The following is a 21,593-nucleotide window of genomic DNA, read 5'->3' as shown; positions in this document are numbered from 1 at the left end:
ATTCACCCCCGGGGAGGGGGGGGGCCCCCCCGCACCCCGGGGCCGCCCCCGCCCTTCGCGTCGTCCATGGACGGCACCGGTGGCCGCTGGCCGGTTTCCCGCCTTGGAGGTCCTGTGAAGAGCGTGGAGAATCCGCACCGTTACGCCATGCATCTCAAGTCACATCAGTGAGGAGAAGCCATGCGTTCGGTGAAGACGGTCCTCGCTCTGGGCGTTGCGGCGCTGGCCGCGGCGGGAGGCCTCGCCACCCCCGCGGCGGCAGCCGCGCCCGCCGCCGACTCCGGCGGCAAGGCCATGACCTGGACCTTTATGGCGGACGGCCCCGGCGGAACCGTCCAGGTCGGCGGCGGCCCCCTGAGCAACCCGTATCAGGGCGACACCGCCACGACCACGGCCCTGCCCGTGCTCTGCCTCAGGATCGACGGCCGGCCCGCCCCCGCCGGCATCACCCCCGGCTTCTACGCGGGCTGGGCCCGGGGCGCGGTCGCGGCCACCAACCCGATCCGAGGCACCCGCCTGACCAGCCGCGCGGCCGGCGACGGCGTCTGCGCGAACACCTTCGGCACGGGCTGGCGCATGGCCGAGTTCCACGACGGCAGATACGGTCCCGACCTGGAGAGCTCGGGCGGCTGGAGCTTCTGGGCCTACGGCGACGTTCCGGCCGGCACCCGCTTCTGGACGGCCATCAACGACCAGCCGGCCAACCCCTGGAACAACTGACCGCCCCTCGCCTGCGTCCTTCCCGAGTGCGTGAGACACGTGAGAGACGACGAGTCAGGTGAGAGACGACGAGTCACGTGAGGGACGTACGAGCCACGTGAGGGACGTACGAGCTACGTGAGTGCTTGAGGGACACGTGAGTACGCGCGTGAGTACGCGTGCTCAGGCATGTCCCGCGCGGATCACGGACGCTGGGACCATGACGACGCCTCACCCCCACCTCACCCTTCCGCCCGCGCCCCCGGCCCCTTCCCCGTCCGGCCGGGGGCACGGCAACCGGCGGACGGTGGTGGCCGGTGCCGTGGCGGCCCTGGTCCTGCTGCTGGTCGCCGGGATCGCCGCCGGCTGGTGGCTGACGCGCGACGAGGACACGGCGCCGTTCGCCGGCCGGCCCCGGGTCACCGACGCCGCCGCCGGACTCTCCTACGCGATACCCGAGGGGTGGGAGCACGAAGGGCAGAAGAAGCTGATCGGCGCCTTCACCTCGTCGGTCACCAAGAAGCAGGCCGGCGGTGAGGGCGGCAGCACCGTGCTCGCCGGCCGCGCCGGAGCGGTCCCGCAGCCCGCCCTGCAGCGGCAGACGGAGCGGGCGGCCCGCTCGAACGCCGAGTTCTTCTACCCGGACGGGAGCTCCGAACTCGAGGAGTCCCGGCCGACGACGGTCGACGGCCGCCCCGCCCACACGGTGGCGCTGAGGGTCAGCGACGGCAAGCAGGGCACGGGCACCCCGGGGCACCTCCGGCTGACCCTCGTCTCCGTGGACGACAGCCGCTCGGCGTTCCTCCTCGGTGTCGCGCAGCCGGGCGGGCCGGAGGAGAACCAGGAGGTTGACAAGGTGATGGAGAGCGCCACGCTGGAGCCTCAGTCGACGCCGCGGAGGTAGATGCGGCTGGTGCCCTCGCCGGCCCGCGCGACCGCGACGTCGAGGGAGTTCAGGTCGCCCTGGCAGGGAGCGCACACCTGGCCTTCGCGTACGCCGGGCAGGGACTCCGGCTCCGGAAGTCCCAGATGCGCGAACGGCGTCGTCGGCTTCACCGCTCCGGCAACCGGCTCCTGCCGCGTCCGCAGCGGCCGTTCCGGGGCCAGCTGCGCGACGAAGCCGTCGACGTCGCTGCTGGGCAGGGCGAAGGCCAGGAGCAGCCCGTCGTCCTGGAACCCCTTCTGATGGGCGGCCTTGACCTCGGTCGCCGTGGCCGGGACCGCCACGTGCAACTGCTGCGCCACCGCCGGCGGCGCGGCCCCGTCCAGCCAGTACGGCACCTGCCGGACCGGAGACCGGGGCGCATCCCGCGCGCCGTCATGCGCCGTCGCCCCGCCGCATCCCGCCACCAGCCCCGCGACCACGGCCACACCACAGGCCGGAACGCCGCACCGCTCCCACCGCCGTGTCTCCTTCACCGGGCGTCTCCGTTGCGGCCGATGCCCGTACGCGTCCCGTCCCGTCCCGGGGCCTTCGGGCCGGGCCGGGCCCCCTTCGGCCCCCGATCGTGGTGTTGCACGCAACTGCTGCCTCTCATGCCGAACTCTCCGGCCAGTTGTAGCGGTCCCAGACGTTCGCTTGGTAATCGATGCCGGTCTCCGAGTTGCCGCCGGGGCCGGGTACGGCCGTGACCACACCCGCCGTGCACACGGCCTCAAGACCCGGGTCAGGAGGTGCGCCGCAGTCCCAGACGGGGCTCCCGCGCCAGGTACAGGCCCGCGACGGCGCGGTCCGGGGTCGTGGGCCAGGGCGTCATGCGGCCGGTGCCGTGCCCGCCGAGACCGGCGGCGGAGTGACCGGGCAGCGGCGTTTGCAGCCGGTCCAGCAGCAAGGCGGCGGCGGTGGCGCTGTGCTCCGCGTCGCGGAGGTCCTCGACGCCGCTGATGATGTTCAGGAACGACTCGTGGAGCCGGAGGTGCTGCTGGTCGCGGTGGCTGAGGGCCTGGGCGCGGCGGAAGTACGCGTCACGGCCCCTGTGGACGTCGTAGAAGGCGCCGACGAGGATGAGCAGCCGTTCGTAAGCGTGCCGGTAGGCGCCCTGGTAGAAGGCCTGCGCCTCGGCCTCGGCGGCCTCACCGCGCCGTACGGTGGCGATGGCCGCGGCGGCGAGCAGCCCGCTGTACATGGCCAGGTGCACGCCGGTGGACAGCAGCGGGTCGAGGAAGCAGGCCGCGTCACCGGCCAGGTAGTAGCCCGGCCCGCAGAACCGCTCGGCGGTGTAGGAGTAGTCGCTCTCCACCTTGAGGGGCGAGACGAGTGCGGCGCCGCCGAGCAGCCCGCGCAGGGCGGGGACGGCGCGCAGGCGGGAGGCGTAGACGGCCTCGGTACCGCCCAGGGCCTGCCGGGCGGCGGAGAAGGAACGCTTGTCCGTGACCAGGCCGACGCTGAGGGTTCCGTCGTGGAGGGGAATCGCCCAGAACCAGCCGTGGTCGGGGAGGGAGAAGACGCAGATCGCCCCGTCGGGGGCGGCCGCGACCGGGGCGGCGCCCCGCCAGTACCCCCACGTGGCCACATTGCGGAAGACGTCGTGGAAGCGCCGGGTGCGCAACTGCCGCGCCGCGAGCACTCCGGCCCGGCCGGAGGCGTCCACGAGGTGCTCGAAGGCGATCCGGCCGCCTTCGGCTCGCTTGCCGCCGCCGCTGCCGGCGCCGTGGTCGCCGTCGCGCGAGGCGTACGCGGCTTCCACCGGGCGCCCTTCGCCGAAGGTGATCCCGCGGACGCTCACGCCCTCGCGGACGACGGCGCCGGCCTGCCGCGCGTGCTCCAGCAGCACCTGGTCGAAGGCCGAGCGGACGACTTGGAAGCTGTAGCCGGGGCCGGGGCCGGGGCCGGGGCTGGTGCTGGTGCCGACCCCGGTGCCGACCCCGGTGCCGGCTCCGGTTTCCCCGCCGAGACCGGCGAAGCGCAGCGCCCACCGCTGGCCGCCCCAGTCGTAGTACGCCCCCGACTTCCGGACGAAACCCTGCCGCTCGACTGCCTGCCGCGCACCCAGGAGGTCCAGCACCGGCAGCAGCGACGGCAGGAGCGACTCGCCGATGTGGTAGCGGGGGAAACGCTCGCGCTCCAGCAGCGTCACGTCCAGGCCCTCGCGGGCCAGGAGCGCCGCCGTCGTACTGCCGGCAGGACCACCGCCCACCACGAGGACTTCCGTTCGGTCGGCCGCTCGCTCGGACACCCGGCCCCCTTCAGACTTCGGAGACGAAGGCAGTACCCCTGCTGCAAGCGAACCGCAGTCGCCTACCGGCCGGACAGTCCGTCCTTCGCCATTCGGCGCGGCGGGGACCTCCGGGTGATGAGGCGTCATTGACAGTGCCCGGCCGTCCGGCAAGGTGGTCACCGCGCGTTCTTCCACCGGCGGCCGATCGCCACCCGTGCGTGCGGGGGCGCAACGGGCGTGGTGCAGGATGTCCTCTCGCGATGATCCACTTCTGTGGCCTCGCCCGCACTCACGATCCGTCAGGACAGACAGGTACAAGGTGACGAACCACTACTCCGTGCCACCGGCAGCCGGCGACGCCGTCGCTCCGTTCTCCGCAACGGTGAGGGGACACCGATGAACCGCGACCTCACCTTGCACGACTTCATCGTCGCCGGCATCGCGGTGGCCGCCGGCGTGGCCGTCGCCCTCCTGCTGCGCGTGCTCCTGCGCTGGCTCGGCAAGCAGGCGGCCCGGACCGCGTGGGAGGGCGACGACATCATCGTCGACGTCCTGCGCACCGTCGCCCCGTGGGCCGCGGTGGCGGGCGGTGTGGCGTCCGCGGCGGCGGCCCTCCCGCTGACCAGCCAGGTCGGACACGTCGTCAACCAGACGCTCATCGCCTTCGTCATGCTGACCGCGACGTTCACCGCGGCCCGGGTGATCAGCGGCCTCGTGCGGTCCGTCGCGCAGTCGAGGTCCGGCGTCGCCGCTTCCGCCACGATATTCGTCAACATCACCCGCATCGCGATCCTGGCGATGGGCTTCCTCATCATCCTGGAAACCCTCGGCATATCCATCGCCCCGCTGCTCACCGCCCTCGGTGTGGGCGGTCTCGCGATCGCCCTCGCCCTGAAGGACACGCTGGCCAACCTGTTCGCGGGCGTCCACATCCTCGTCTCGAAGACGGTCCAGCCCGGTGACTACATCCGGCTGAGCAGCGGCGAGGAGGGCTACGTCCGCGACATCAACTGGCGCATCACCGTCGTGGAGCAGCTCAACAACAACCTCGTCATCATCCCGAACGCCAAGCTCGCCGGCACGAACATGACCAACTTCAGCCGGCCCGAGCAGAAGATGTCCGTCACGGTGCAGGTGGGCGTCGGCTACGACAGCGACCTGGAGCGCGTCGAGCGGATCACCAACGAGGTCGTCGAGAACGTGATGAAGGACGTCACGGGCGCCGACCCCGACCACGAGCCCGCCGTCCGGTTCCACACCTTCGGCGACTCCCGGATCGGCTTCACGGTGATCCTCGGAGTCGGTGAGTACAGCGACAAGTACCGCATCAAGCACGAGTTCATCAAGCGCCTGCACCAGCGGTACCGCGAGGAGGGCATCCGGATCCCCGCCCCCGCGCGGACCGTCTCCCTGCAGCAGACGGGCGCGGAAGCCGTGATCCCCCACCCCCGCGAATCCCTCGACGCCGCGGGCTGAGCGGGCCGCAGCCGTGGAACGGATGCCGCCGGGCGAACGGGTGCCACTGGGCAGCGGCCGGACCTGGATCACCCGGCTCGCCTTCGGACCGGCCGGGGTGGGGAACCTCTTCACCGCCGTGCCCGACGAGGAAGCCGCCGAGGCGGTCGGCGCGGCGCGGGAGGCGGGCATCCGTTCCTCCGACACCGCTCAGCACTACGGGCTCGGGCTGTCCGAACGCCGCCGGGGCGCGACGCTGCGGGGCGGCCGCACGGCGGGTCCACCGTCTCCACGAAGCTCGGGCGGCTCATGGAGCCTGGGCGTGCTGCTTCCGGCGGGGAGTTGGCCGCCGGCTTCGCGGTGCCGTCCACCCACCGCAGGGCCTGGACTTCAGCGCCGACGACGCGCCCGAGCCGCCGCGGTCAGCCGGCGCCGCCCTCCGCCGGGGGACGGGCCCCCGGCCGTGTGACCGCCTCCGCGCCGGCCCGGCAGCCCCGCCGCGCGGCTGCGGCCGGGTCCTCGCCCGACAGCCGGGCGGCGAGGAAGGCCCCGGTGAAGGCGTCGCCCGCACCCGTGGTGTCCACGGCCGTGGCCGGCTCGCCCGGCACCCGGGCGGTGACGGCCCCCGAGGCGGCGACCAGCGCGCCCCGGGCGCCCTGCGTGGCGACCACGAGCGGGAACTGCCGGCTCAGCTTGGCCGCCGCGTCGGCCGGGTCGGGCAGGCCGGTGAGGAGCGCCGCCTCGTCGTGGTTGGGCAGCAGGACGTCCGCTCCCGCTACGGCCTCCAGGAAGCGGTCCACTCCCAGGTGGGCGATGAAACCCGCGGAGGCCGGGTCGACGCTGACCGGCACGGAGCGGGCGAGGGCGGCGTCCATCGCGGTCCGGGCGGCGCTGCGGCTCGGCTCGGCGAAGAAGAGGTAGCCGGAGAGGTGGAGATGGCCGGCTCCGGCGAGGAGGCCGTCGTCCCAGTCGGCGGGCGACAGCCGTACGACGGCACCGCTGTCGGTGAGGAACGTCCGCTCGCCGTCCGCGCCGACCAGGCAGACGACCGTACCGGTGGGGACCTCGGGATCGACCACCAGATGCGGCCGGACCCCGGCGTCGCGCAGCGCGCGCTCGTGCCCGGCCGCCGCGTCCGCGCCCACCCGGGCCAGGAGGCGGACGTCCGGCGTGCCCGAACGGGCCGCCCAGCAGGCCACGTTGGCGCCCGCGCCGCCGGGGAGGATCGCGATGGCGGCGGCCGTGTCGGTCGCGGGGGCGAGGGGGGTGCGGTGACGGGCGACGACGTCGGTCACCACGTCACCGACGACGAGCAGCGCCCCGGCCCGGACGCCCGTCACGAGGCGTACGCCACGGCGATCTCGGCCGCCAGCCGCGCATTGCCCCGCACCGCGGCCACGTTGGCCTCCAGGGACGCGCCGCCGGTGTGCCGGACGAGGTGGTCGAGGAGGAACGGCGTGACCGCCTGCCCGGTGACGCCCTCCCGCGCACACGCCGCCAGCGCCTCGGCGAGCACCCGGTCGTGCAGGGCCGGGTCGAGCTGCTGAGCCACGGGAACCGGGTTCGCGACGATCAGGGCCGACTCCGGGCCGCCGAGCGCGTCCTGCGCGCGCAGCACGCGGGCCACCTCCGCCGCGGACCCGGCCGTCCAGTCGACCGGCTCGCCGGAACCGCTGAGGTAGAAGCCGGGGAATTCCGCCGTCCGGTACCCCACCACCCCGACGCCCAGCGTCTCCAGGCGCTGCAGCGTCGCCGGCACGTCCAGGACCGACTTCACCCCCGCACAGACCACCGCGATCCGCACCCGCGCCAGCAGGCGCAGGTCCGCCGACTCGTCCTGGGTCTGCGCCCACTCGCGGTGGACGCCGCCCAGGCCGCCCGTCGCGAAGACCCGGATCCCGGCCCGGGCCGCCAGAAAGGCCGTCGCGGACACGGTCGTCGCCCCGCTCGCCCCCGCCGCGACGGCCGGCGCCAGGTCCCGGTGCCCCAGCTTGCGGACGCCGTCCTCACCCGCCACGCGCGCTAGCTGCGCCTTGTCCAGCCCCGCGTAAGGCCGTCCGTCCAGCACGGCGACGGTCGCGGGGACGGCGCCGCCCTCCCGTACGAGCTCCTCCAGTTCCTCCGCCACCTGCAGGTTCCGCGGCCGGGGCAGGCCGTGAGCGATGATCGTCGACTCCAGGGCGACCACCGGCCCGCCGCGCTCCAGCGCCTCCCGCACCTCGTCCGATACGACCGGCCACCGCGGCTGCCCGTCCGGCACCACCGGCCACCGCGGCTGCTCGCCCGACACCTCTGACATCGAAGGCCCCTCCCGTCGCGCCGGACACGGCGTTGCTCACCGGATCCCTGACGCACTCTGACGCACCCTGATGCACAGAGCCGTTCCCCGGCCCATGGCTTCGCAAGCCTGGGAGCACGACGGGTTGACCGGGCCGGGCCGGCCGGCCCGGCTTCCCTCAGTGGCGGCACCCGAGCCCCGGCCGGGCAGGCGGCCCGGCCCCCTCACCCGGACCTCCCGGAAGGCCTCAGGACCGCTTGACCGTGATGGCGCCGCTGCCGGTGCTCAGGTCGAGCCGGTGCGTGCCGGAGGGGTCGTCGTGGACGGCGAGGTCCTTGCCGCCGCTGTCGCTCTCGGCGGTCACGCGGTACCGCCCGTCGGGCGTGGTCAGAGTGAGGGCCCCGCTCCCGGCCTCGGCACGGACGTCCTGCGGCGCGGCCATGGTGAGGTCGATGGCCCCGCTGGAGGTCTTGGCGACGACGGGGCCGCTCTTGAGCCCTTGCCCGGAGATCGCGCCGCTGCCGGCCTGCACTTCGACCGGGCCGTTGACGTCGTCCAGGTCGATGGCGCCGGAACCGGTCCGCACCTTCACCGCGCCCGACTTGGACACGCTGACCGCGCCGCTCCCCGTCCGGCCGGTCACCGGTATGCCCGCCGGCAGGTCGACGGTGTAGGCCACCGAGCAGTCGTCGCCGCAGCCGCCGAGCACCAGGACACCGTTCTCGACGCGGTGCGTGGCACCCTCGGGGCGGTCTCCGCCGTACTCGACGTAGCGGTGCAGACCCACCGTGGTGGTGCCCTCCTTGCCGCGCAGCGTGACGCCGCCGGAGCCGGTGTCGAGCCGTACGGAGGTGATCTTCTGCTCGACGGTCGTGTCGTCGTTGAAGCTCTTCCGCAGCATGCCGCACGCGCTGATCCCGCCCGCGACGAGGGCGGCCGTCGTGACGGCAGTGAGCAGACGGAGGCGCGCACGCATGAAGGTATCCACCGTTCGTGATGAGAGGTCAGAAAATGATGAGACATCAGTGAATGCAGTGCGCTCCTGTGGAGGGAGGTGCCTGCTGAGACGAGGCTATGCACCGGCCCGGACCCCCACCATGGGGTAAACCCCCGGGCCGGGGAGCGGGCGATCAGCAGCAGGGCCGGCGGCGCCCGGTCAGCCCGGCAGGCCGGACACCCTGAGGATCACGAAGCAGCAAGCGCGAGCACCGCGTGGATGACGAACGCGCCCCGGGCGTCCTCGTCCCGGTCACCGGGCCCACCTCATCCCGGCCTCCTCGTCCCTCCTCTCCGGCCTCGTCGCGACGGCGGCCCGCGCCGGAGGGACAGCGGGAGCGGGGGGGGCATCTGGTCGTGCCCGCAGCCGGAAGCCATCATGGGAGCCCGCCGTCGCACTGGCCACCGGGAGGGGAACGCCCATGCAGGACGTGAGGGGCGCAAGGGACGCGAGGGACGCACAGCACCGGAGCCACGACTACATCGTGGTGGGGGCGGGCTCGGCCGGTTGCGTACTGGCCGCGAGGCTGAGCGAGGACCCCGGCGTCCGCGTCCTGCTGGTGGAGGCGGGCCCGCCCGACGACGCCGCGGAGATCCACGTCCCGGCGGCGTTCGCGAAGCTGTTCCGGACCAAGTACGACTGGGACTACACGTCGGAGCCCGAGCCCGGCCTGGGCGGCCGCCGCTGTTTCCTGCCGCGCGGGAAGACCTTCGGCGGTTCGTCGTCCATGAACGCGATGATCTACATCCGCGGCAACCACCGGGACTACGACGCCTGGTCGGACGCCGGCGCCAAGGGGTGGAGCTGGGACGAGGTCCTCCCGTACTTCCTCCGCGCGGAGGACCACCACGGCGGCGCCTCCGCCTGGCACGCCGCCGGCGGCCCGCTCACCGTCAGCCGGGGCCGCTCCCGCCACCCGCTCATGACGGCGTACGTGGAGGCCGCGCAGGAGGCGGGCCACCCGTTCACCCCGGACTTCAACGGCCCCGAGCAGGACGGCTTCGGCTACTACGAACTCACCCAGCGGAACGGCCTCCGGTGCAGCACGGCCGACGCCTACCTGCGCCCCGCCCTGGAGCGGCCGAACCTGACGGTGCTCTCCGGAGCCCAGTGCACCCGGCTGCTCTTCTCCGGCGACCGGGCCGTCGGCGTCGAGGCCGAACGCCACGGGGAGCTGGTGGAACTGCACGCCGAACGGGAGGTCGTCCTCTGCGCGGGCGCGTACAACTCCCCGCAGCTGCTGATGCTCTCGGGGATCGGCATCGCCGCGGAGCTCGAAGCGCACGGCATCACTCCGCGCGCCGACCTCCCCGTGGGCGAGAACCTCCAGGACCACCCGCACCTGCCCCTCATCCACCTCACCGACACCGAGTCGCTGATGACGGCGGCGACCCCGGAGAACCTCGCCCTCCTGGAGGCCGAGGGCCGCGGGCCGCTCACCTCGAACGCGGGGGAGGCGGGCGGGTTCGTCCGCACGCTGGCCGGGCTGGAAGCGCCGGACGTGCAGATCCACGCGCTGCCGGTCATGTTCCACCAGGAGGGCCTCGGCGTTCCGGCCGCCCACGCCTTCCACCACGGTGCGGTCCTGCTGGACACGGCCGGCCGGGGAAAGGTCTCCCTCCGCTCGGCCCTGCCCAGCGCCAAGCCGCGCATCGTGCACAACTACCTGTCCACGGAGGAGGACCGCGCGGCCGCGGTGCGCGCCCTGCGCGTCCTGCTCGACATCGCGGGCCGGCCCGCGCTGCGGGCGCACCGGCGGTCCGACTTCCTCGCGCCGCGCTCGGACAGCGACCGGGACCTCCTCGACCACGCCCGGCGGGAACTGCACACGCTCTACCACCCGGCGGGCACCTGCGCCATGGGGCCGGTCGTCGACAACGAGCTGAGGGTGCACGGGGTGCGGGGCCTGCGGGTGGCCGACGCCTCGGTCATGCCGACCCTGGTGCGCGGCAACACCAACGCACCCACCATCATGATCGCGGAGAAGGCCGCGGACCTGGTCCGGGGCGCGTAGCCCGGCGCCGGCCGGCGGCAGCAGTGGGGGAAACGTGAGCATCGCGCTGTTCGCGCTCGGGGGCACCATATCGGTGTCGGGGCGCGCCAAGGGGGAACGGCTGACCGGGGCCGAGATCACCGCGGCCGTACCCGGACTGGACGAGCTCGGCGTGCCCCTGGACGTACGGGACGTCCACGCCGTCCCCAGCGGAAGCCTGACCTTCGCGCAGGTGCTCGACGTCGTCGGCGCCGCCTCGCGGGCCGTGGCGGACGGGGCCGTCGGCGCCGTCGTCACGCAGGGCACCGACACGCTGGAGGAGACCGCGTTCCTCGCCGACCTCGTGTGGCCGCACGACGCGCCGTTCGTCCTGACCGGGGCGATGCGGCAGCCGGGGATGGCCGGCGCCGACGGCCCGGCCAACGTGCTCGCGGCCGCACGCGTCGCCGTTTCCCCCGCGGCGCGCGGGCTCGGCGCGCTCGTCGCCTTCAACGACGAGGTGCACGCGGCGCGATGGGTGCGCAAGGCCCACAGCACGAGCACGGCGGCCTTCGTGTCACCGAACGCGGGCCCGGCGGGCCGCGTCGTCGAAGGAGAGGTGCGGGTCCTGGCGCCGCCGCCGCGCCGCGCCGTCCTGCCGGCGGGCATCGGCAGAGCACGGCTCGACGCCGCCCGCGTGGCTCTGCACTGCGTCACGCTCGACGACGACCCCGGCCGGCTCGAAGGGCTCGCCGCGACGTACCGGGGCCTGGTGGTCGCCGGATTCGGGGCCGGGCACGTGCCCGCCTCCCTCGCGCCCGTGCTGGGTGCCCTCGCCGACCGCATCCCGGTCGTCCTCACCTCCCGCACCGGCAGCGGCCCGGTGCTCCGGCACACCTACAGCGCGCCCGGCTCCGAGACCGACCTCCAGCAGCGCGGACTGATCAACGGCGGACTGCTCGACCCGTACAAGGCGAGGGTGCTGCTGCGGCTGCTGCTCGCGGCGGGCGCGGGACACGACGAGATCGCCGCGGCGTTCGCCGAGCACGGCTAGGGCGTGTCCGATGGGGTCAGCCCGGTGGCGGCTGGCCGGCGCTACCAGGCGGGACGGATCGGCCCGGTGGGCGCGAGTCCCGTCAGGTCTGCGACGAGGGCGGCGAAGCGGCGTTCGCCGAGCGCCTCGCGCCAGGGGGCGACGGCCGCCCTGGCTGCTTCGTCGGCGGCTCGGGTGGCCGCCCGGCCGCGATCGGTGAGTGCCAGGAGCCTGGCCCGGGCGTCGTGCGGATGCGGGCGGCGTTCCACATACCCCTTGCGGACCAGCTCCTCGACCAGCTGGGCGGCGGCCTGTTTGCTCATGTCCAGGTGTTCGGCCAGGTCGGCGGTGGTGGCGTCGCGGCACGAGATGCGGGCGAAGGCAAAGCCGTGCGCGGGACGCAGATCGGCGAACCCCTGCTCGCGGACCCGAGTGTTGATCTCCTGAACCAGCTGCCCGGACAGGGCCAGCACGAGGGCGGAGAAGGCCAGGGCGTCATCCATGCCTTGACTATAACCGGACAAGGGGCTTGTCTATATGGACAAGGAACTTGTCCACTTCGAGATTCCCGGAGAATTCCATGCCCTTCGTTCGTGGAGACCAGGCCGTGGTCCACGAGATCCACGGCGCCCGCTTCGCCTCCTATGTCCGCCCGGCCACCGGAAGCCGCGATCTGGCGGCATGGCGTGGCGAGATCCCGGCCGGCACGGTGACCCCGGAGCATGTCATCAGCGCCGAGGAGATCTTCTACGTCCTGTCCGGCAGGATCCGTCTTGCCATCGAGGGCGAGACCGCCGAACTGGGTGTCGGCGATGCCGCGTTGGCCCCGGCAGGCGCCACCCTCGCCCTGACCAATCCGACCGACGAGCCCGCCCACTTCTGGGTCACCACCCGGGTCGGCCTCAGCGCGGTGCTGCCCGACGGCAGCACCATCACGCCGCCCTGGGCCAACTAGGGTGCGGATTGAGCGTCAGGCACGTTGACACGTAGCTCGCGGTGCCCATGCCTTACAGGTATCTGTGGGGTGTTCAGGCACGTAGGGCATGTGGGCACCGGCCGCTGCTTTCGGCTCCCACGAACCGAAAGCAGCGGAGCCGGACGTCCTGAAGTGCGCTGCCATGGTGGGGACGGCGGGCGGGATCTACGGGGCGGTCTTCGGCTGGGCCTTGAGGAAGGCGCGCGCGCCTTCAAGGACCGGGTCGGAGGAGCTGGGGACCCGCACCGGGAGCGTGAGCGTCTCGCCGAGTATCTGGGCCGCGCCGCGCGGGTGGGGCCCTGTGAGCACCAGTCCGTTGCTGCCCATGATGTCCCCGGCCAGCTCCGGCGGAGTCTCCTCAAGCACTTCGACGGCCAGATCGACCAGGCGCGCATAGGCGGACCTGAGGGCCTCACGGATCTCCTCCGGCTTGACCTGGATGTCCTTCGGCAGGCCGGTCACCGCGTCCTTGCCGTGCACCGTCAGCGGCCGCTCGTCCGCGTAGGGCGCCAGTGAGCCGGTCTCGGTGCGAATCCGGCGTGCGGTCGCGGCTGCGATCTGCGCGCCGTGCTGGGCACGAACATACTTCGTGATCTCCCCGTCCAGGGACTCCGTGCCCAGGCGCAGCGACTTGGACAGCACGACGCTGCCCGCGTCGATCACGGCGATGTCCGTGGTCCTGCCGCGCAGGAGAACGACCAGCAGTCCCCGGGCCCGGTCTACTTCCTTACCCGCCCCGCGCGCCGCAGCGAGGGCCTCGTCCATCCCCCAGACCGTGATCCCGGGCCACTGGCGACGGACCACCCCCCGAAGGCTTTCCCGCTCCAGTTCCGTCACTTCCTGCGCGGCGACCAGGACGAGCCCGGCCGGCGCGGGCACAGCCGCTATGCCCGGCACCGCGGCCAGCGAGCGCGCCACCTCTTGCAGCCCGTACGAGGACCAGCCCTCGCGCGGGGCCGGGCGGCGCAGCACCTCGCCCACTCCGTCCCCGTACAGCCGGAACTCCTCACTCCCGGCGATCAGCACCGCACCGGCGTTCCCACCCGGCAGCAGACCGCTCACCCGCCCCACCCCTTGCTCAGCCGGCCCCACGCCCTGCTGCACGGCGGCACAGCACATGAGCATCTCCCGGGAGTCGGCCACCAACAGCACCAGATCCGGCCAATGATCATCCGAAAAGGCCCGGCGTCCGCGGACAGTCACCCGGCGGCACCGCCCTGCTGCTCCCGCCCTCCAGCTCGGCCCGTGCAGCCGTCCGGCAACGAGCCGTGCTGCCGAGCCCCAGCCCGCCACGGCCGAACGGGAGTCCAGGAAGGCCTTGCGCCCAAAGCACCGTCCTGGACCACTACAAGCCACACATGCCTAGGGCGTGTCCGGTGGGTCGTGTGTGCAGCTCGATGGTGACAGTTGCGGCAGCGCTGACTGTGGAGCCGGTTCCTCCTCCGGGGGTACGAGGTGGTACGTGGCGAGTTGGCCAGAAGGAATATCGACGAATCCCCCCACGCATTGTCATGCTCTTTTCGGCCGTGTGGCTCCTGCTGCCGGGCCGTCCCCTGTACGTGCGGAGTGGATCTTCCAACCTGAAGACGTCAGTGAAGGGATCTCCCATGCGCAACAGACTTGCCGCGGTCAGCCTCGCTCTGGCTCTGGGTATCGGCGGCGTTGCCGTGGCCCCTGGCGCTGGCGCCGCCACCGTGCACTCCACTCCGCGACCAGTGGCCGTCGCGGCGCCCGGCTTCTATGCCGGTGGTACGTGGGAGCTCTATCAGAGCAACGGGCCTACGGTCACACTCAACCTGACTCAGGACGGCAGCGGGCACCTTTACGGGAGCGGATACTACGGCGGCACTTCCGGGACGGTCGAGTACGGCGCAGTGGTGGACGGCACGAGCATCTACTTCACCATTGGGTGGTCGAACGGCGCCAGAGGCCGTTACACCGGTTCCCTCGGCTCCGACAGGCGGCTATCCGGCCTTACGTATGACCTGAACAACCCTTCAGCCCAGGCATCCTGGTCCACTACCCGCGTCTTCTACTGAGGCATCCGTCGTAGGTCTCTGCTTGGCGCTTCATGCGCGAAGCCACAGGCGGAGCGCGGCAACGGTCACCGTGCCGTGGAAGATATACGCCCGCTTGTCGAAGCGGGTCGCCACAGCCCGGAAGCCCTTGAGGGCATTGATCGTTCGTTCGACTTCGTTGCGGCGCTTGTACATCGCACGGTCGAAGCCGGTGGGCCGACCGCCCGCGCTGCCGCGGCGTTGACGGTTGGCCCTCTGGTTGGCCGGTTCCGGGATGGTGTGCTTGATCTGCCGACGCCGTAGGTAACGCCGGTTGCGACGAGAACTGTAGGCCCTATCCGCACCCAGATGATCGGGCCGCGTGCGCGGTTGTCCACCACCGATTCCGGGGACCCGGACGTGGTCGAGGACGGGGATCAGCTGTGGGGCATCGCCCCACTGGCCCGGTGTGATGACGAACGCAAGGGGACGCCGCCCCCCTTCGCTCGCCAGATGAATCTTGCACGTCAGCCCGCCCCGGGAGCGGCCCAATCCCTTAGTTCTGTGGGTGCAGAGGCTGTAGCAGTGCGAGGATGCTGGTGTGCCTTCTGGGCCTCTTCCTGTTGTGTCCGAAGCTCCCGTTCCGCCGCTGACGCGGCCGCAGTTGGCTGAGGCCCGGCGTATGCGGGCGGTCGAGTTGTTCGAGCAGGGACGCTCTGATGCCGAGGTCGCACGGATGGTGGGGATCCACCCCGAGAGCGTGCGCCGGTGGAAGCGTATGTGGGAGGAGGGCGGGGCTCAGTCGCTGCGGCGGCGTCCGGCCACCGGTCGGCCGCCCAAGCTGGATGACACCCAAGTCGAGGCGGTTCGGACCGCATTGGAGCAGGGTGCCCAGGCGCACGGGTTCGAGGCCGATCTGTGGACCCTGGAGCGGGCAGGCGTCGTGATTGAACGACTGACCGGGGTGAAGCTGGCGCGCGCATCGGTATGGCGGCTGCTGACCGGGCGGTTGGGATGGAGCCTGCAGCGACCCAAGCGCCGGGCGGTCGAGCGGGACGATTCCGAGATCGCCCGGTGGGTCGCCCAGGAGTGGCCGCGCATCAAAAAGGGCGGTGAAGAAACGTGCCTGGATCGTGTTCTTCGACGAATCGGGCGTGTCCTTGCTGCCCCAGATCCGCCGCACCTACGCGCCCTGCGGCCGCACTCCCGTCCTGCGGCACCGGCTGAACTGGAAACGCGTCTCGATGGCCGCAGCCCCGGGCTACTACGCCGCCGACGCCGCCCGCGGTCCGCGGCTGTGCTTCCACCTCAAGCCCGGCAGCTACGACACCGCCTCCCTGATCGAGGTGCTGGAACAGGTCAGAACCTTCTGGGACGGACTGTCCGCGTACTGGAGCCGGGGCACGCGAGCCTGGGCGGCCGAACAGGACTGGCTCACCCTGGAACGGCTGCCCGCCTATGCACCCGAGCTCAACCCCGTGGAACTGCTGTGGTCAGCCATCAAGACCCGCGAGCTCGCCAACCTCGCCGGCGATCACCTCGCTGATGTCGCCGACGCCACCGAACGCGGCATCCACCGCGTCTGCTCCAACGCACAACTCCCCTGGTCCTTTCTCACCCACACCGGACTAACCATTCACCCCAAACCACCACAAAACTAACGAAAACCTCAGTAGGGCTGTGACCGGGAAGGTTCGCCGGGTCGGTGAAGGGTCTTTGGGTTGGTGGCTGATGGATGGATGCCGCTACTGGAATCGGGAGACGTAGTGGCGTTGCCAGGGTGTTTCCACGGCGCGTGGAGCGTAATGCTCCCGGACGTAGGCGACCGCGTGCTGGCTGGGTACTCCGTCGAGCACGGCGAGGCAGGCCAGGGCGGTGCCGGTTCTTCCGTGTCCGCCGGCACAGGCGATCTCGACGCGTTCGGTCTCGGCGCGTGCCCATGCCTCGCGTAGTGCGTCGGCGGTCGCCGCACGGTCGGAAGGCAGCCAGAAGTCGGGCCAGCGGAGCCATCGGCTCTCCCAGACGACGGGTGGCGGCTGGTGGCCCAGCAAATAGAGCGCAAAGGTGGGCCGTGGGCCCTTCGGCAGCGGCCGGCGCAGTCCCCGGCCGCGGATGAGTCGGCCCGAGGGCAGTCGAAGTACGCCTGCCGTCGTGGGCTCCCATATCGCGGTCACGTGGCGAGCGTAGACCTCCCGTCGGTGGGTGGTCAGCCGGCCTTCGGCTGTCGGCCGTCCCAGCAGATGCCCTTCTCGCTGCGGATGCGGGCGCGCTCCTTGCGCTGGGCGGCCAGCACGTCGGGGTGGCGGGCATTGGCGTTGCGCCAGCGCAGGTAGGCGTGCAGCGCGCGGGTCTGGACCGTGTGGTTGGGGTGGTGGGAGTGGGCGGCGGTGAACTGCCGCAGCGGTCCGAAGTGCGCCTCGATCGGGTTGGCCCAGGAGGCGTTGGTCGGGGTGAAGCACAGGAGGTGGACGTTGTTGTTGCTCGCCCAGCGGCGGATCTTCTTGCCGTTGTGTGCGGAGAGGTTGTCCAGGATCGCGTAGACAGGGGCGCCGTCGGGGCGGGCGGCCCGGATGGACCGGAGCGCGGCGAAGGTGTTGGGGCAGTGCCCTTGCGGCGCCGGTTGACGCCCCACAACGTGTCGTCGCCGACGGAGTAGCAGCCATGGAAGCAGGTCACACCGTAGGGGCGGTGATAAGTCGCGGGGAGCCGGTCGGGCCTGCCCTGCTCGGCCCAGCAGCTGCCGGCGGTGGGTCGGATTCCGAGCGGCCGAACTCGTCGAACGCGAACGTCCGGTCAGGGAAGCGTTCCAGGACGTCCTCGGTCCGGTCGAGTCTGGCGTCGTGCTCCGGGGTGGTGGACTCCTTCCACGTCTTGGTGCGCTGGAAGGTGACGCCGCGTCGAGCGAGCAGGCAGCGCAGGGCCTCGCGACCGATGTGGATCACCCGGCCGTGTACCCGCCGCAGGTAGGCGGCGAGTTCGCGGATCGACCAGCGAGTGAAGGGCTGCCCGAGCTTTGCCGGGTGTGTGGTGGCCGTCTGGACGACGAAGTCCTCGTCGTCAGGGCTGAGCAGGCGGGGACGGCCTCCCGCCCAGCGAGGGTCCAGGCAGGCCAGACCGATCTCGTTGAACCGGTGGATCACGTCCGAACAGTGCCCTCGTCGGCCTGGACCAGCCGAGCGATCACCGGTACGCGGTTGCCACCGGCCGAGGCCAGCATCATCGCCCGCCGATAGCGCACCGAGCTGGTGCTGCCCCGACGCACGATCCGCTGTAACTGCTGGCCCTCCTGATCGGTCAGCCTCCGCACCTTGACCGGCTCCGCCACCACGCCTCCCCAAACCGGATCAGATGTCCGCCCACATCCAACCGGCACCACCACCAACCCGGCGAACGTTGTCGGTCACAGCACTAGCGACCGGCGGCGGGGGAGGGGAGCGCAAGGCGCTCCCGGAACTCGGCCTGATCTTGCCGGTGCACCGGCCAATTCCCGCCAAGGGCAGCCGGAACATGATCATTTGGTCCGGGGGAGGGCGTAGGGTGGTCGCCATGCGTTCGACAGTGCTTGCGCCTCCCGCCGCCTGACGCGGGCCGCCACCTCTCCTCAGCGCGCCGGGCCCTTCGAGGCCGACGCGCTTTGTGGGTGTGCCCGCGCACGGGAGTCCCCTGACCATCCGCTCCGTCTGGAGAACGCACTGTGTCCGAATCCGTGTCCGCAACATCCATAGAGCCGTCGTCGGAGCCGTCGTCCCTGACCGGCGATCCCGGCGCGAAGGCGTCGCGTTCCGTGGGGCGCGGTCTCATCTACCTGGCCATTGCAGGCACCACCTGGGGAACGACCGGCGCCGCCGTGGACATCATCTACCGGTCCAGCGACCTGGGCCCCATGGCGGTGTCCTTCTGGCGGTACGTCAGCGGCCTGGCACTGCTGCTCGCCGCCCGTGCCTTCCTCCCCAAGCGGCCCGCCCCCTCCTCCGCACCCCGCGTCCCACAGCCCCGGCTGCGGGGGCAGCGGCTGCTGCTCCTGATCGGCACGGGCATCGGCCTGGCCGTCTTCCAGACCGCCTACTTCGGGGCGGTGCAGGAGACCGGGCTGGCCGTGGGCACCATCGTCACGCTCGGAGCCGGGCCCGTCTTCACCGCGATCGGCGGGCGGCTGCTGCTGAACGAGCGGATAGGCAGGGGCGGGGTCCTCGCCGTGTGCGGGGCCCTGGCCGGCCTGGCCGTGCTCGTCCTGGGCGACCAAGCGGGCACCGTCGACCCCCTCGGGGTGGGCCTGGCGCTGCTGTCCGCCGCCGGATACGCCGTGGCCACGCTTCTGGCCCGCTGGACGGGCCGCCGCGGCGGCGGGGGCGAGGACCCCTACAGCCTGACGATGTGGTCCTTCGGCATCGGTGCGGCGGTCCTGCTGCCCCTCGCCTGGGCCGAGGGCATCATCCCGCACACCGACCACCTCGGGCGCGTCCTGCTGCTCATGGCCTACGTCGCCGCCGTCACCACCGCCCTCGCCTACCCCCTCTACTTCGCCGGCGTCGCGGCCGTCCGCGCGACGACAGCGGCGGTGGTGATGCTGATCGAGCCGGTCAGCGCCGCCATCCTCGCCGTGACGCTCCTCGGCGAACACCTCACCGCGGCCACCATCGCCGGCACGCTCCTCCTGCTTACCGCAGTCGCCGGCCTCGCCGTGGCCGAATCCCGCCTCCCGGAGCCGGCGACCGCCTGAGCGGAGCCCCGCCGGGGCAACCGCAGCAACGAGCCGCCGCCTTCACGCGCACTGGCGGTGAAGGCGGCGGCGAACCGCCCCGGCCGGGGTTTCCCCTGTACGTCGATCCGTCTACGCCCGTACGTCTATGTCCGTACGTCTACGTCGATCCGTCTACGTCTGTACGTCCCAGAGCGCTCCGAAGGCCAGGAGCTCGTCGCGGTACTCGATCCGCCGCACCCAGTCCTGCGGCCCGGCGGAGCGCGGCGACCGGCTCGGTCACGGTCACCCGCCCCATCCAATCCGCTCCCTGTTGCCCGAGCCACTCCTTTACCACTGGACCTCAAGTGGGCTTGAGGTGACAGGGTTCCCTCATGGAGATCGCACAGATGCACCGTCAGCTGCAGGACCTGACCGACCGCGCGGAAATCACCGACCTGATGGACCGCTACCTGCGCTCGCTGGACGAGCGCGTCTTCGACGAGGCCTGGGCCCGTGCCTTCCACACCGAGGACGTCACCGCGGAGATGCCCATCGGCACGGTTCACGGCCGCGAGGCGGTGCTGGCCCACACCCGGCGCGGCATGGCGCTCTTCGACCGCACCGTGCATCTGGGGGCCGGCTTCGTCATCGGGATCGACGGCGACCGCGCCACGGTCCGAGGCGCCCAGCTGAGCACGCACGTCCTCGCCGGAGGTTCGGAGAACCCCTTCGTCTCGGGCGGCCGCACCCTCACCGAGCTGGTCAGGACGGTTGACGGCTGGCGGATCAGCGCCTCGGCGCTGCACGTGGCCTGGACCCGGGGCACGCCGCCGCGGGTGCCGGAGGAGTGGACGGCGCCCCCTGCCACCTGAGGCCGTTCGCCCCCGCCGGCCCGGATTCGGACCCTGACCCTGACCCGGACCCGGAGGTCAGGGAGACCTGTAGGGGATCGGAGCGCCATGATCATTCTTTGTCCTGATCACGCGCGGGGCCCGGACTTCTTACGGTGAGGACATCAACGCACCACGAAGGGAATCCGAACCATGCGCCGCCGAACCGCCGCCGCCTCAGCCCTGCTTGCTGCCGCAGCCGCCCTCGTCCCCGCAGCCGTCCCGGCCGCCGCGGCACCCGCCGGTGCCCACGGCGCCGACCGGGAGGCCGCGAGCCCGGCCGGCAAGGCCGCCGCGCTCCAGCGGGCCCTGGACGGCATCGTTGCCGCAGGCGTGCCCGGTGCGATCGCCGAGGTGCGGGAGGGAGATCGCACCTGGCGGAGGAGCAGCGGTGTCGCCGACCTCCGGGACGGGCGCCGGGCGCAGCCGCAGGACCGGTTCCGGGCCGGGAGCGTGACCAAGAGCTTCGTCGCCACGGTCGTGCTGCAGCTCGTCGCCGAGGGGCGGATCGGCCTGGACGACCCCATTGGGCGCCACCTGCCGGGCCTCGTACCCGACCAGGTCGAGGGCGCGCCCGTCACCGTACGCCAACTGCTCGGTCACACCAGCGGGATCCCCAACTACACCGACGTGCTCCGGCGTGACGGCGACGACCCGATACGCAAGCTCCAGCACTCCCACCACACGCCCCGTGAGCTGGTCGCGATCGCGACGAAGGAAATGAAGGAGACGCAGGGGACGGAGGGAACGCCTGAGGCGAAGGAGCCGCGCGTCCCCGGTCAGCCGAGGAAGTGGGCGTACTCCAACACCAACTACGTCATCCTCGCCATGTTGATCGAGAAGACCGCCGGGCGTCCACTCGGCCAGGAGATCGACCGCCGCATCGTGCGCCCGCTCCACCTCACCGGCACCACCGTCCCGACGACCGAGCGACTGCCCGGCCGGCACATGAACGGTTACGAGCGGCTGCCCGGAGAGACCGCACCGGCCGACTTCACCGACTTCAGCCCCACGGCCTTCTGGGGCCCCGGCAACATCGTCTCCACCACCTCCGACCTCAACCGCTTCTACCGCGCCCTGTCCGGCGGCAGCCTGCTGCCGTCCCATCTGCGGCAGGAGATGCGGACGTTCCAGGAGACCGAGCCCGGGTCGGCGCGGGCGTACGGCCTGGGCTTGGAGAGCAGGTCCGCCTACTGCCCCGGCGAGCAGCCGGTCTGGGGGCACACCGGCAGCGTTCCGGGCTACAGCACCTTCAGCTTCACGTCGGCCGACGGCGACCGGCAGATCACCCTCGCCGTCAACACCAGCCTCACGATCCCGGAGAAGGCCAACGACGCCGCGCTGAAGGCGTTCAGCGCGACGCTGTGCAAGAAGTAGCCGCTCCGAGCGGTCCAAGCGGTCCGAGCGGTCCAAGCGGTCCGAACGGTCCGAGCGGTCCGAGCGGTCCGTTCGGTCTG

At 72.1% G+C, this 21,593-nt stretch carries 20 protein-coding genes and 3 pseudogenes; 13 read left to right on the top strand and 10 right to left on the bottom strand.

Features of this window, described 5'->3' with window-relative positions; genetic code table 11:
• Positions 1-180: 180 nt before the first annotated feature.
• Together ACOTKD_RS13370 and ACOTKD_RS13365 are read left to right on the top strand one after the other, a co-directional pair.
• On the top strand, positions 181-720 hold the full coding sequence (locus ACOTKD_RS13370) for a hypothetical protein (RefSeq protein ID WP_424889115.1): 540 nt from the start codon (positions 181-183) through the stop codon (positions 718-720).
• Between the two features lie 199 nt (positions 721-919).
• Entirely contained in the window at positions 920-1,603 is a 684-nt protein-coding gene (locus ACOTKD_RS13365) for a hypothetical protein (RefSeq protein WP_424889114.1), read from the top strand.
• Here the strand turns inward: ACOTKD_RS13365 and ACOTKD_RS13360 are convergent.
• Positions 1,582-2,118 (bottom strand): hypothetical protein, encoded by a 537-nt coding sequence (locus ACOTKD_RS13360; protein ID WP_424889113.1) that lies wholly within the window; start codon positions 2,116-2,118, stop codon positions 1,582-1,584. The genes ACOTKD_RS13365 and ACOTKD_RS13360 overlap by 22 nt on opposite strands.
• A 248-nt stretch (positions 2,119-2,366) precedes the next feature.
• A complete protein-coding gene (locus tag ACOTKD_RS13355) occupies positions 2,367-3,875 on the bottom strand; it encodes an NAD(P)/FAD-dependent oxidoreductase (RefSeq protein ID WP_424889112.1) in 1,509 nt (502 codons plus the stop codon).
• A 378-nt stretch (positions 3,876-4,253) separates the two neighbouring features.
• On the opposite strand from ACOTKD_RS13355, the gene ACOTKD_RS13350 reads away from it, so the two are divergent.
• Together ACOTKD_RS13350 and ACOTKD_RS13345 are read left to right on the top strand one after the other, a co-directional pair.
• A complete protein-coding gene (locus ACOTKD_RS13350) occupies positions 4,254-5,333 on the top strand; it encodes a mechanosensitive ion channel family protein (RefSeq protein WP_424889111.1) in 1,080 nt (359 codons plus the stop codon).
• 22 nt (positions 5,334-5,355) lie between these two features.
• On the top strand, positions 5,356-5,781 hold the full coding sequence (locus ACOTKD_RS13345) for an aldo/keto reductase (protein ID WP_424889133.1): 426 nt from the start codon (positions 5,356-5,358) through the stop codon (positions 5,779-5,781).
• On the opposite strand, the gene ACOTKD_RS13340 is transcribed toward ACOTKD_RS13345, so the two are convergent.
• The 3 genes from ACOTKD_RS13340 to ACOTKD_RS13330 form a co-directional block, all read right to left on the bottom strand.
• Complete coding sequence (locus ACOTKD_RS13340) at positions 5,735-6,652, bottom strand: carbohydrate kinase family protein (RefSeq protein ID WP_424889110.1); 918 nt, start codon at positions 6,650-6,652, stop codon at positions 5,735-5,737. The two genes, ACOTKD_RS13345 and ACOTKD_RS13340, sit on opposite strands and share 47 nt — an antisense overlap.
• Entirely contained in the window at positions 6,649-7,611 is a 963-nt protein-coding gene (locus tag ACOTKD_RS13335) for a pseudouridine-5'-phosphate glycosidase (RefSeq protein WP_424889109.1), read from the bottom strand. The genes ACOTKD_RS13340 and ACOTKD_RS13335 overlap by 4 nt, the downstream gene beginning before the upstream one ends.
• Positions 7,612-7,837: 226 nt before the next feature.
• Positions 7,838-8,566, bottom strand: a complete 729-nt coding sequence (locus ACOTKD_RS13330; RefSeq protein WP_424889108.1) for a DUF4097 family beta strand repeat-containing protein — start codon at positions 8,564-8,566, stop codon at positions 7,838-7,840.
• A gap of 442 nt (positions 8,567-9,008) precedes the next feature.
• Between ACOTKD_RS13330 and ACOTKD_RS13325 the strand changes: the two genes are divergently transcribed.
• Complete coding sequence (locus ACOTKD_RS13325; RefSeq protein WP_424889107.1) at positions 9,009-10,601, top strand: GMC family oxidoreductase; 1,593 nt, start codon at positions 9,009-9,011, stop codon at positions 10,599-10,601.
• 34 nt (positions 10,602-10,635) lie between these two features.
• Complete coding sequence (locus ACOTKD_RS13320; RefSeq protein ID WP_424889106.1) at positions 10,636-11,613, top strand: asparaginase; 978 nt, start codon at positions 10,636-10,638, stop codon at positions 11,611-11,613.
• Positions 11,614-11,654: 41 nt separating this feature from the next.
• Here ACOTKD_RS13320 and ACOTKD_RS13315 read toward each other — a convergent pair whose 3' ends face one another.
• Entirely contained in the window at positions 11,655-12,095 is a 441-nt protein-coding gene (locus tag ACOTKD_RS13315) for a MarR family winged helix-turn-helix transcriptional regulator (RefSeq protein ID WP_424889105.1), read from the bottom strand.
• A gap of 77 nt (positions 12,096-12,172) precedes the next feature.
• Here ACOTKD_RS13315 and ACOTKD_RS13310 point away from each other — a divergent pair, with 77 nt between their 5' ends.
• On the top strand, positions 12,173-12,547 hold the full coding sequence (locus ACOTKD_RS13310; protein WP_424889104.1) for a cupin domain-containing protein: 375 nt from the start codon (positions 12,173-12,175) through the stop codon (positions 12,545-12,547).
• Positions 12,548-12,733: 186 nt separating this feature from the next.
• Here the strand turns inward: ACOTKD_RS13310 and ACOTKD_RS13305 are convergent, their stop codons facing one another.
• Positions 12,734-13,711 (bottom strand): rod shape-determining protein, encoded by a 978-nt coding sequence (locus ACOTKD_RS13305; RefSeq protein WP_424889103.1) that lies wholly within the window; start codon positions 13,709-13,711, stop codon positions 12,734-12,736.
• A 464-nt stretch (positions 13,712-14,175) separates the two neighbouring features.
• Between ACOTKD_RS13305 and ACOTKD_RS13300 the strand changes: the two genes are divergently transcribed.
• On the top strand, positions 14,176-14,607 hold the full coding sequence (locus ACOTKD_RS13300; protein ID WP_424889102.1) for a hypothetical protein: 432 nt from the start codon (positions 14,176-14,178) through the stop codon (positions 14,605-14,607).
• Positions 14,608-14,637: 30 nt separating this feature from the next.
• Here ACOTKD_RS13300 and ACOTKD_RS13295 read toward each other — a convergent pair.
• Positions 14,638-15,126, bottom strand: a pseudogene (locus ACOTKD_RS13295) (IS5 family transposase); the annotation flags it as partial.
• A gap of 121 nt (positions 15,127-15,247) precedes the next feature.
• On the opposite strand from ACOTKD_RS13295, the pseudogene ACOTKD_RS13290 reads away from it, so the two are divergent.
• Both ACOTKD_RS13290 and ACOTKD_RS13285 read left to right on the top strand, forming a co-directional pair.
• Positions 15,248-15,640 (top strand): annotated as a pseudogene (locus ACOTKD_RS13290) (winged helix-turn-helix domain-containing protein); the annotation flags it as partial.
• Between the two features lie 37 nt (positions 15,641-15,677).
• Positions 15,678-16,226 (top strand): transposase, encoded by a 549-nt coding sequence (locus ACOTKD_RS13285; protein WP_424889101.1) that lies wholly within the window; start codon positions 15,678-15,680, stop codon positions 16,224-16,226.
• 84 nt (positions 16,227-16,310) lie between these two features.
• Here ACOTKD_RS13285 and ACOTKD_RS13280 read toward each other — a convergent pair whose 3' ends face one another.
• Entirely contained in the window at positions 16,311-16,739 is a 429-nt protein-coding gene (locus tag ACOTKD_RS13280) for a protein-tyrosine phosphatase family protein (protein WP_424889100.1), read from the bottom strand.
• 32 nt (positions 16,740-16,771) lie between these two features.
• Positions 16,772-17,890, bottom strand: a pseudogene (locus ACOTKD_RS13275) (IS630 family transposase).
• Positions 17,891-18,313: 423 nt separating this feature from the next.
• Between ACOTKD_RS13275 and ACOTKD_RS13270 the strand changes: the two are divergent.
• From ACOTKD_RS13270 to ACOTKD_RS13260, 3 genes are all read left to right on the top strand, one after another.
• Positions 18,314-19,285 (top strand): DMT family transporter, encoded by a 972-nt coding sequence (locus ACOTKD_RS13270; RefSeq protein WP_424889132.1) that lies wholly within the window; start codon positions 18,314-18,316, stop codon positions 19,283-19,285.
• 353 nt (positions 19,286-19,638) lie between these two features.
• On the top strand, positions 19,639-20,118 hold the full coding sequence (locus tag ACOTKD_RS13265; protein WP_424889099.1) for a nuclear transport factor 2 family protein: 480 nt from the start codon (positions 19,639-19,641) through the stop codon (positions 20,116-20,118).
• A gap of 171 nt (positions 20,119-20,289) precedes the next feature.
• A complete protein-coding gene (locus ACOTKD_RS13260) occupies positions 20,290-21,513 on the top strand; it encodes a serine hydrolase domain-containing protein (RefSeq protein ID WP_424889098.1) in 1,224 nt (407 codons plus the stop codon).
• The last annotated feature ends 80 nt before the right edge of the window (positions 21,514-21,593 follow it).

Origin of the sequence: Streptomyces sp. XH2, assembly GCF_049725035.1 — a bacterium.
GTDB classification, from domain to species: domain Bacteria; phylum Actinomycetota; class Actinomycetes; order Streptomycetales; family Streptomycetaceae; genus Streptomyces; species Streptomyces roseoverticillatus.
Note: the sequence above shows the minus strand (reverse complement) of the source record. Positions and strands in the feature narration are given on the sequence as shown.

Excerpts from the sequence above, each read along its gene's own strand:
- ACOTKD_RS13330 (WP_424889108.1), bottom strand. The coding sequence starts at position 8,566 with ATGCGTGCGCGCCTCCGTCTGCTCACTGCCGTCACGACGGCCGCCCTC.
- ACOTKD_RS13315 (WP_424889105.1), bottom strand. The coding sequence starts at position 12,095 with ATGGATGACGCCCTGGCCTTCTCCGCCCTCGTGCTGGCCCTGTCCGGG.
- ACOTKD_RS13370 (WP_424889115.1), top strand. The coding sequence starts at position 181 with ATGCGTTCGGTGAAGACGGTCCTCGCTCTGGGCGTTGCGGCGCTGGCC.
- ACOTKD_RS13300 (WP_424889102.1), top strand. The coding sequence starts at position 14,176 with ATGCGCAACAGACTTGCCGCGGTCAGCCTCGCTCTGGCTCTGGGTATC.
- ACOTKD_RS13260 (WP_424889098.1), top strand. The coding sequence starts at position 20,290 with ATGCGCCGCCGAACCGCCGCCGCCTCAGCCCTGCTTGCTGCCGCAGCC.
- ACOTKD_RS13350 (WP_424889111.1), top strand. The coding sequence starts at position 4,254 with ATGAACCGCGACCTCACCTTGCACGACTTCATCGTCGCCGGCATCGCG.
- ACOTKD_RS13365 (WP_424889114.1), top strand. The coding sequence starts at position 920 with ATGACGACGCCTCACCCCCACCTCACCCTTCCGCCCGCGCCCCCGGCC.
- ACOTKD_RS13310 (WP_424889104.1), top strand. The coding sequence starts at position 12,173 with ATGCCCTTCGTTCGTGGAGACCAGGCCGTGGTCCACGAGATCCACGGC.
- ACOTKD_RS13325 (WP_424889107.1), top strand. The coding sequence starts at position 9,009 with ATGCAGGACGTGAGGGGCGCAAGGGACGCGAGGGACGCACAGCACCGG.
- ACOTKD_RS13335 (WP_424889109.1), bottom strand. The coding sequence starts at position 7,611 with ATGTCAGAGGTGTCGGGCGAGCAGCCGCGGTGGCCGGTGGTGCCGGAC.
- ACOTKD_RS13345 (WP_424889133.1), top strand. The coding sequence starts at position 5,356 with ATGCCGCCGGGCGAACGGGTGCCACTGGGCAGCGGCCGGACCTGGATC.
- ACOTKD_RS13265 (WP_424889099.1), top strand. The coding sequence starts at position 19,639 with ATGGAGATCGCACAGATGCACCGTCAGCTGCAGGACCTGACCGACCGC.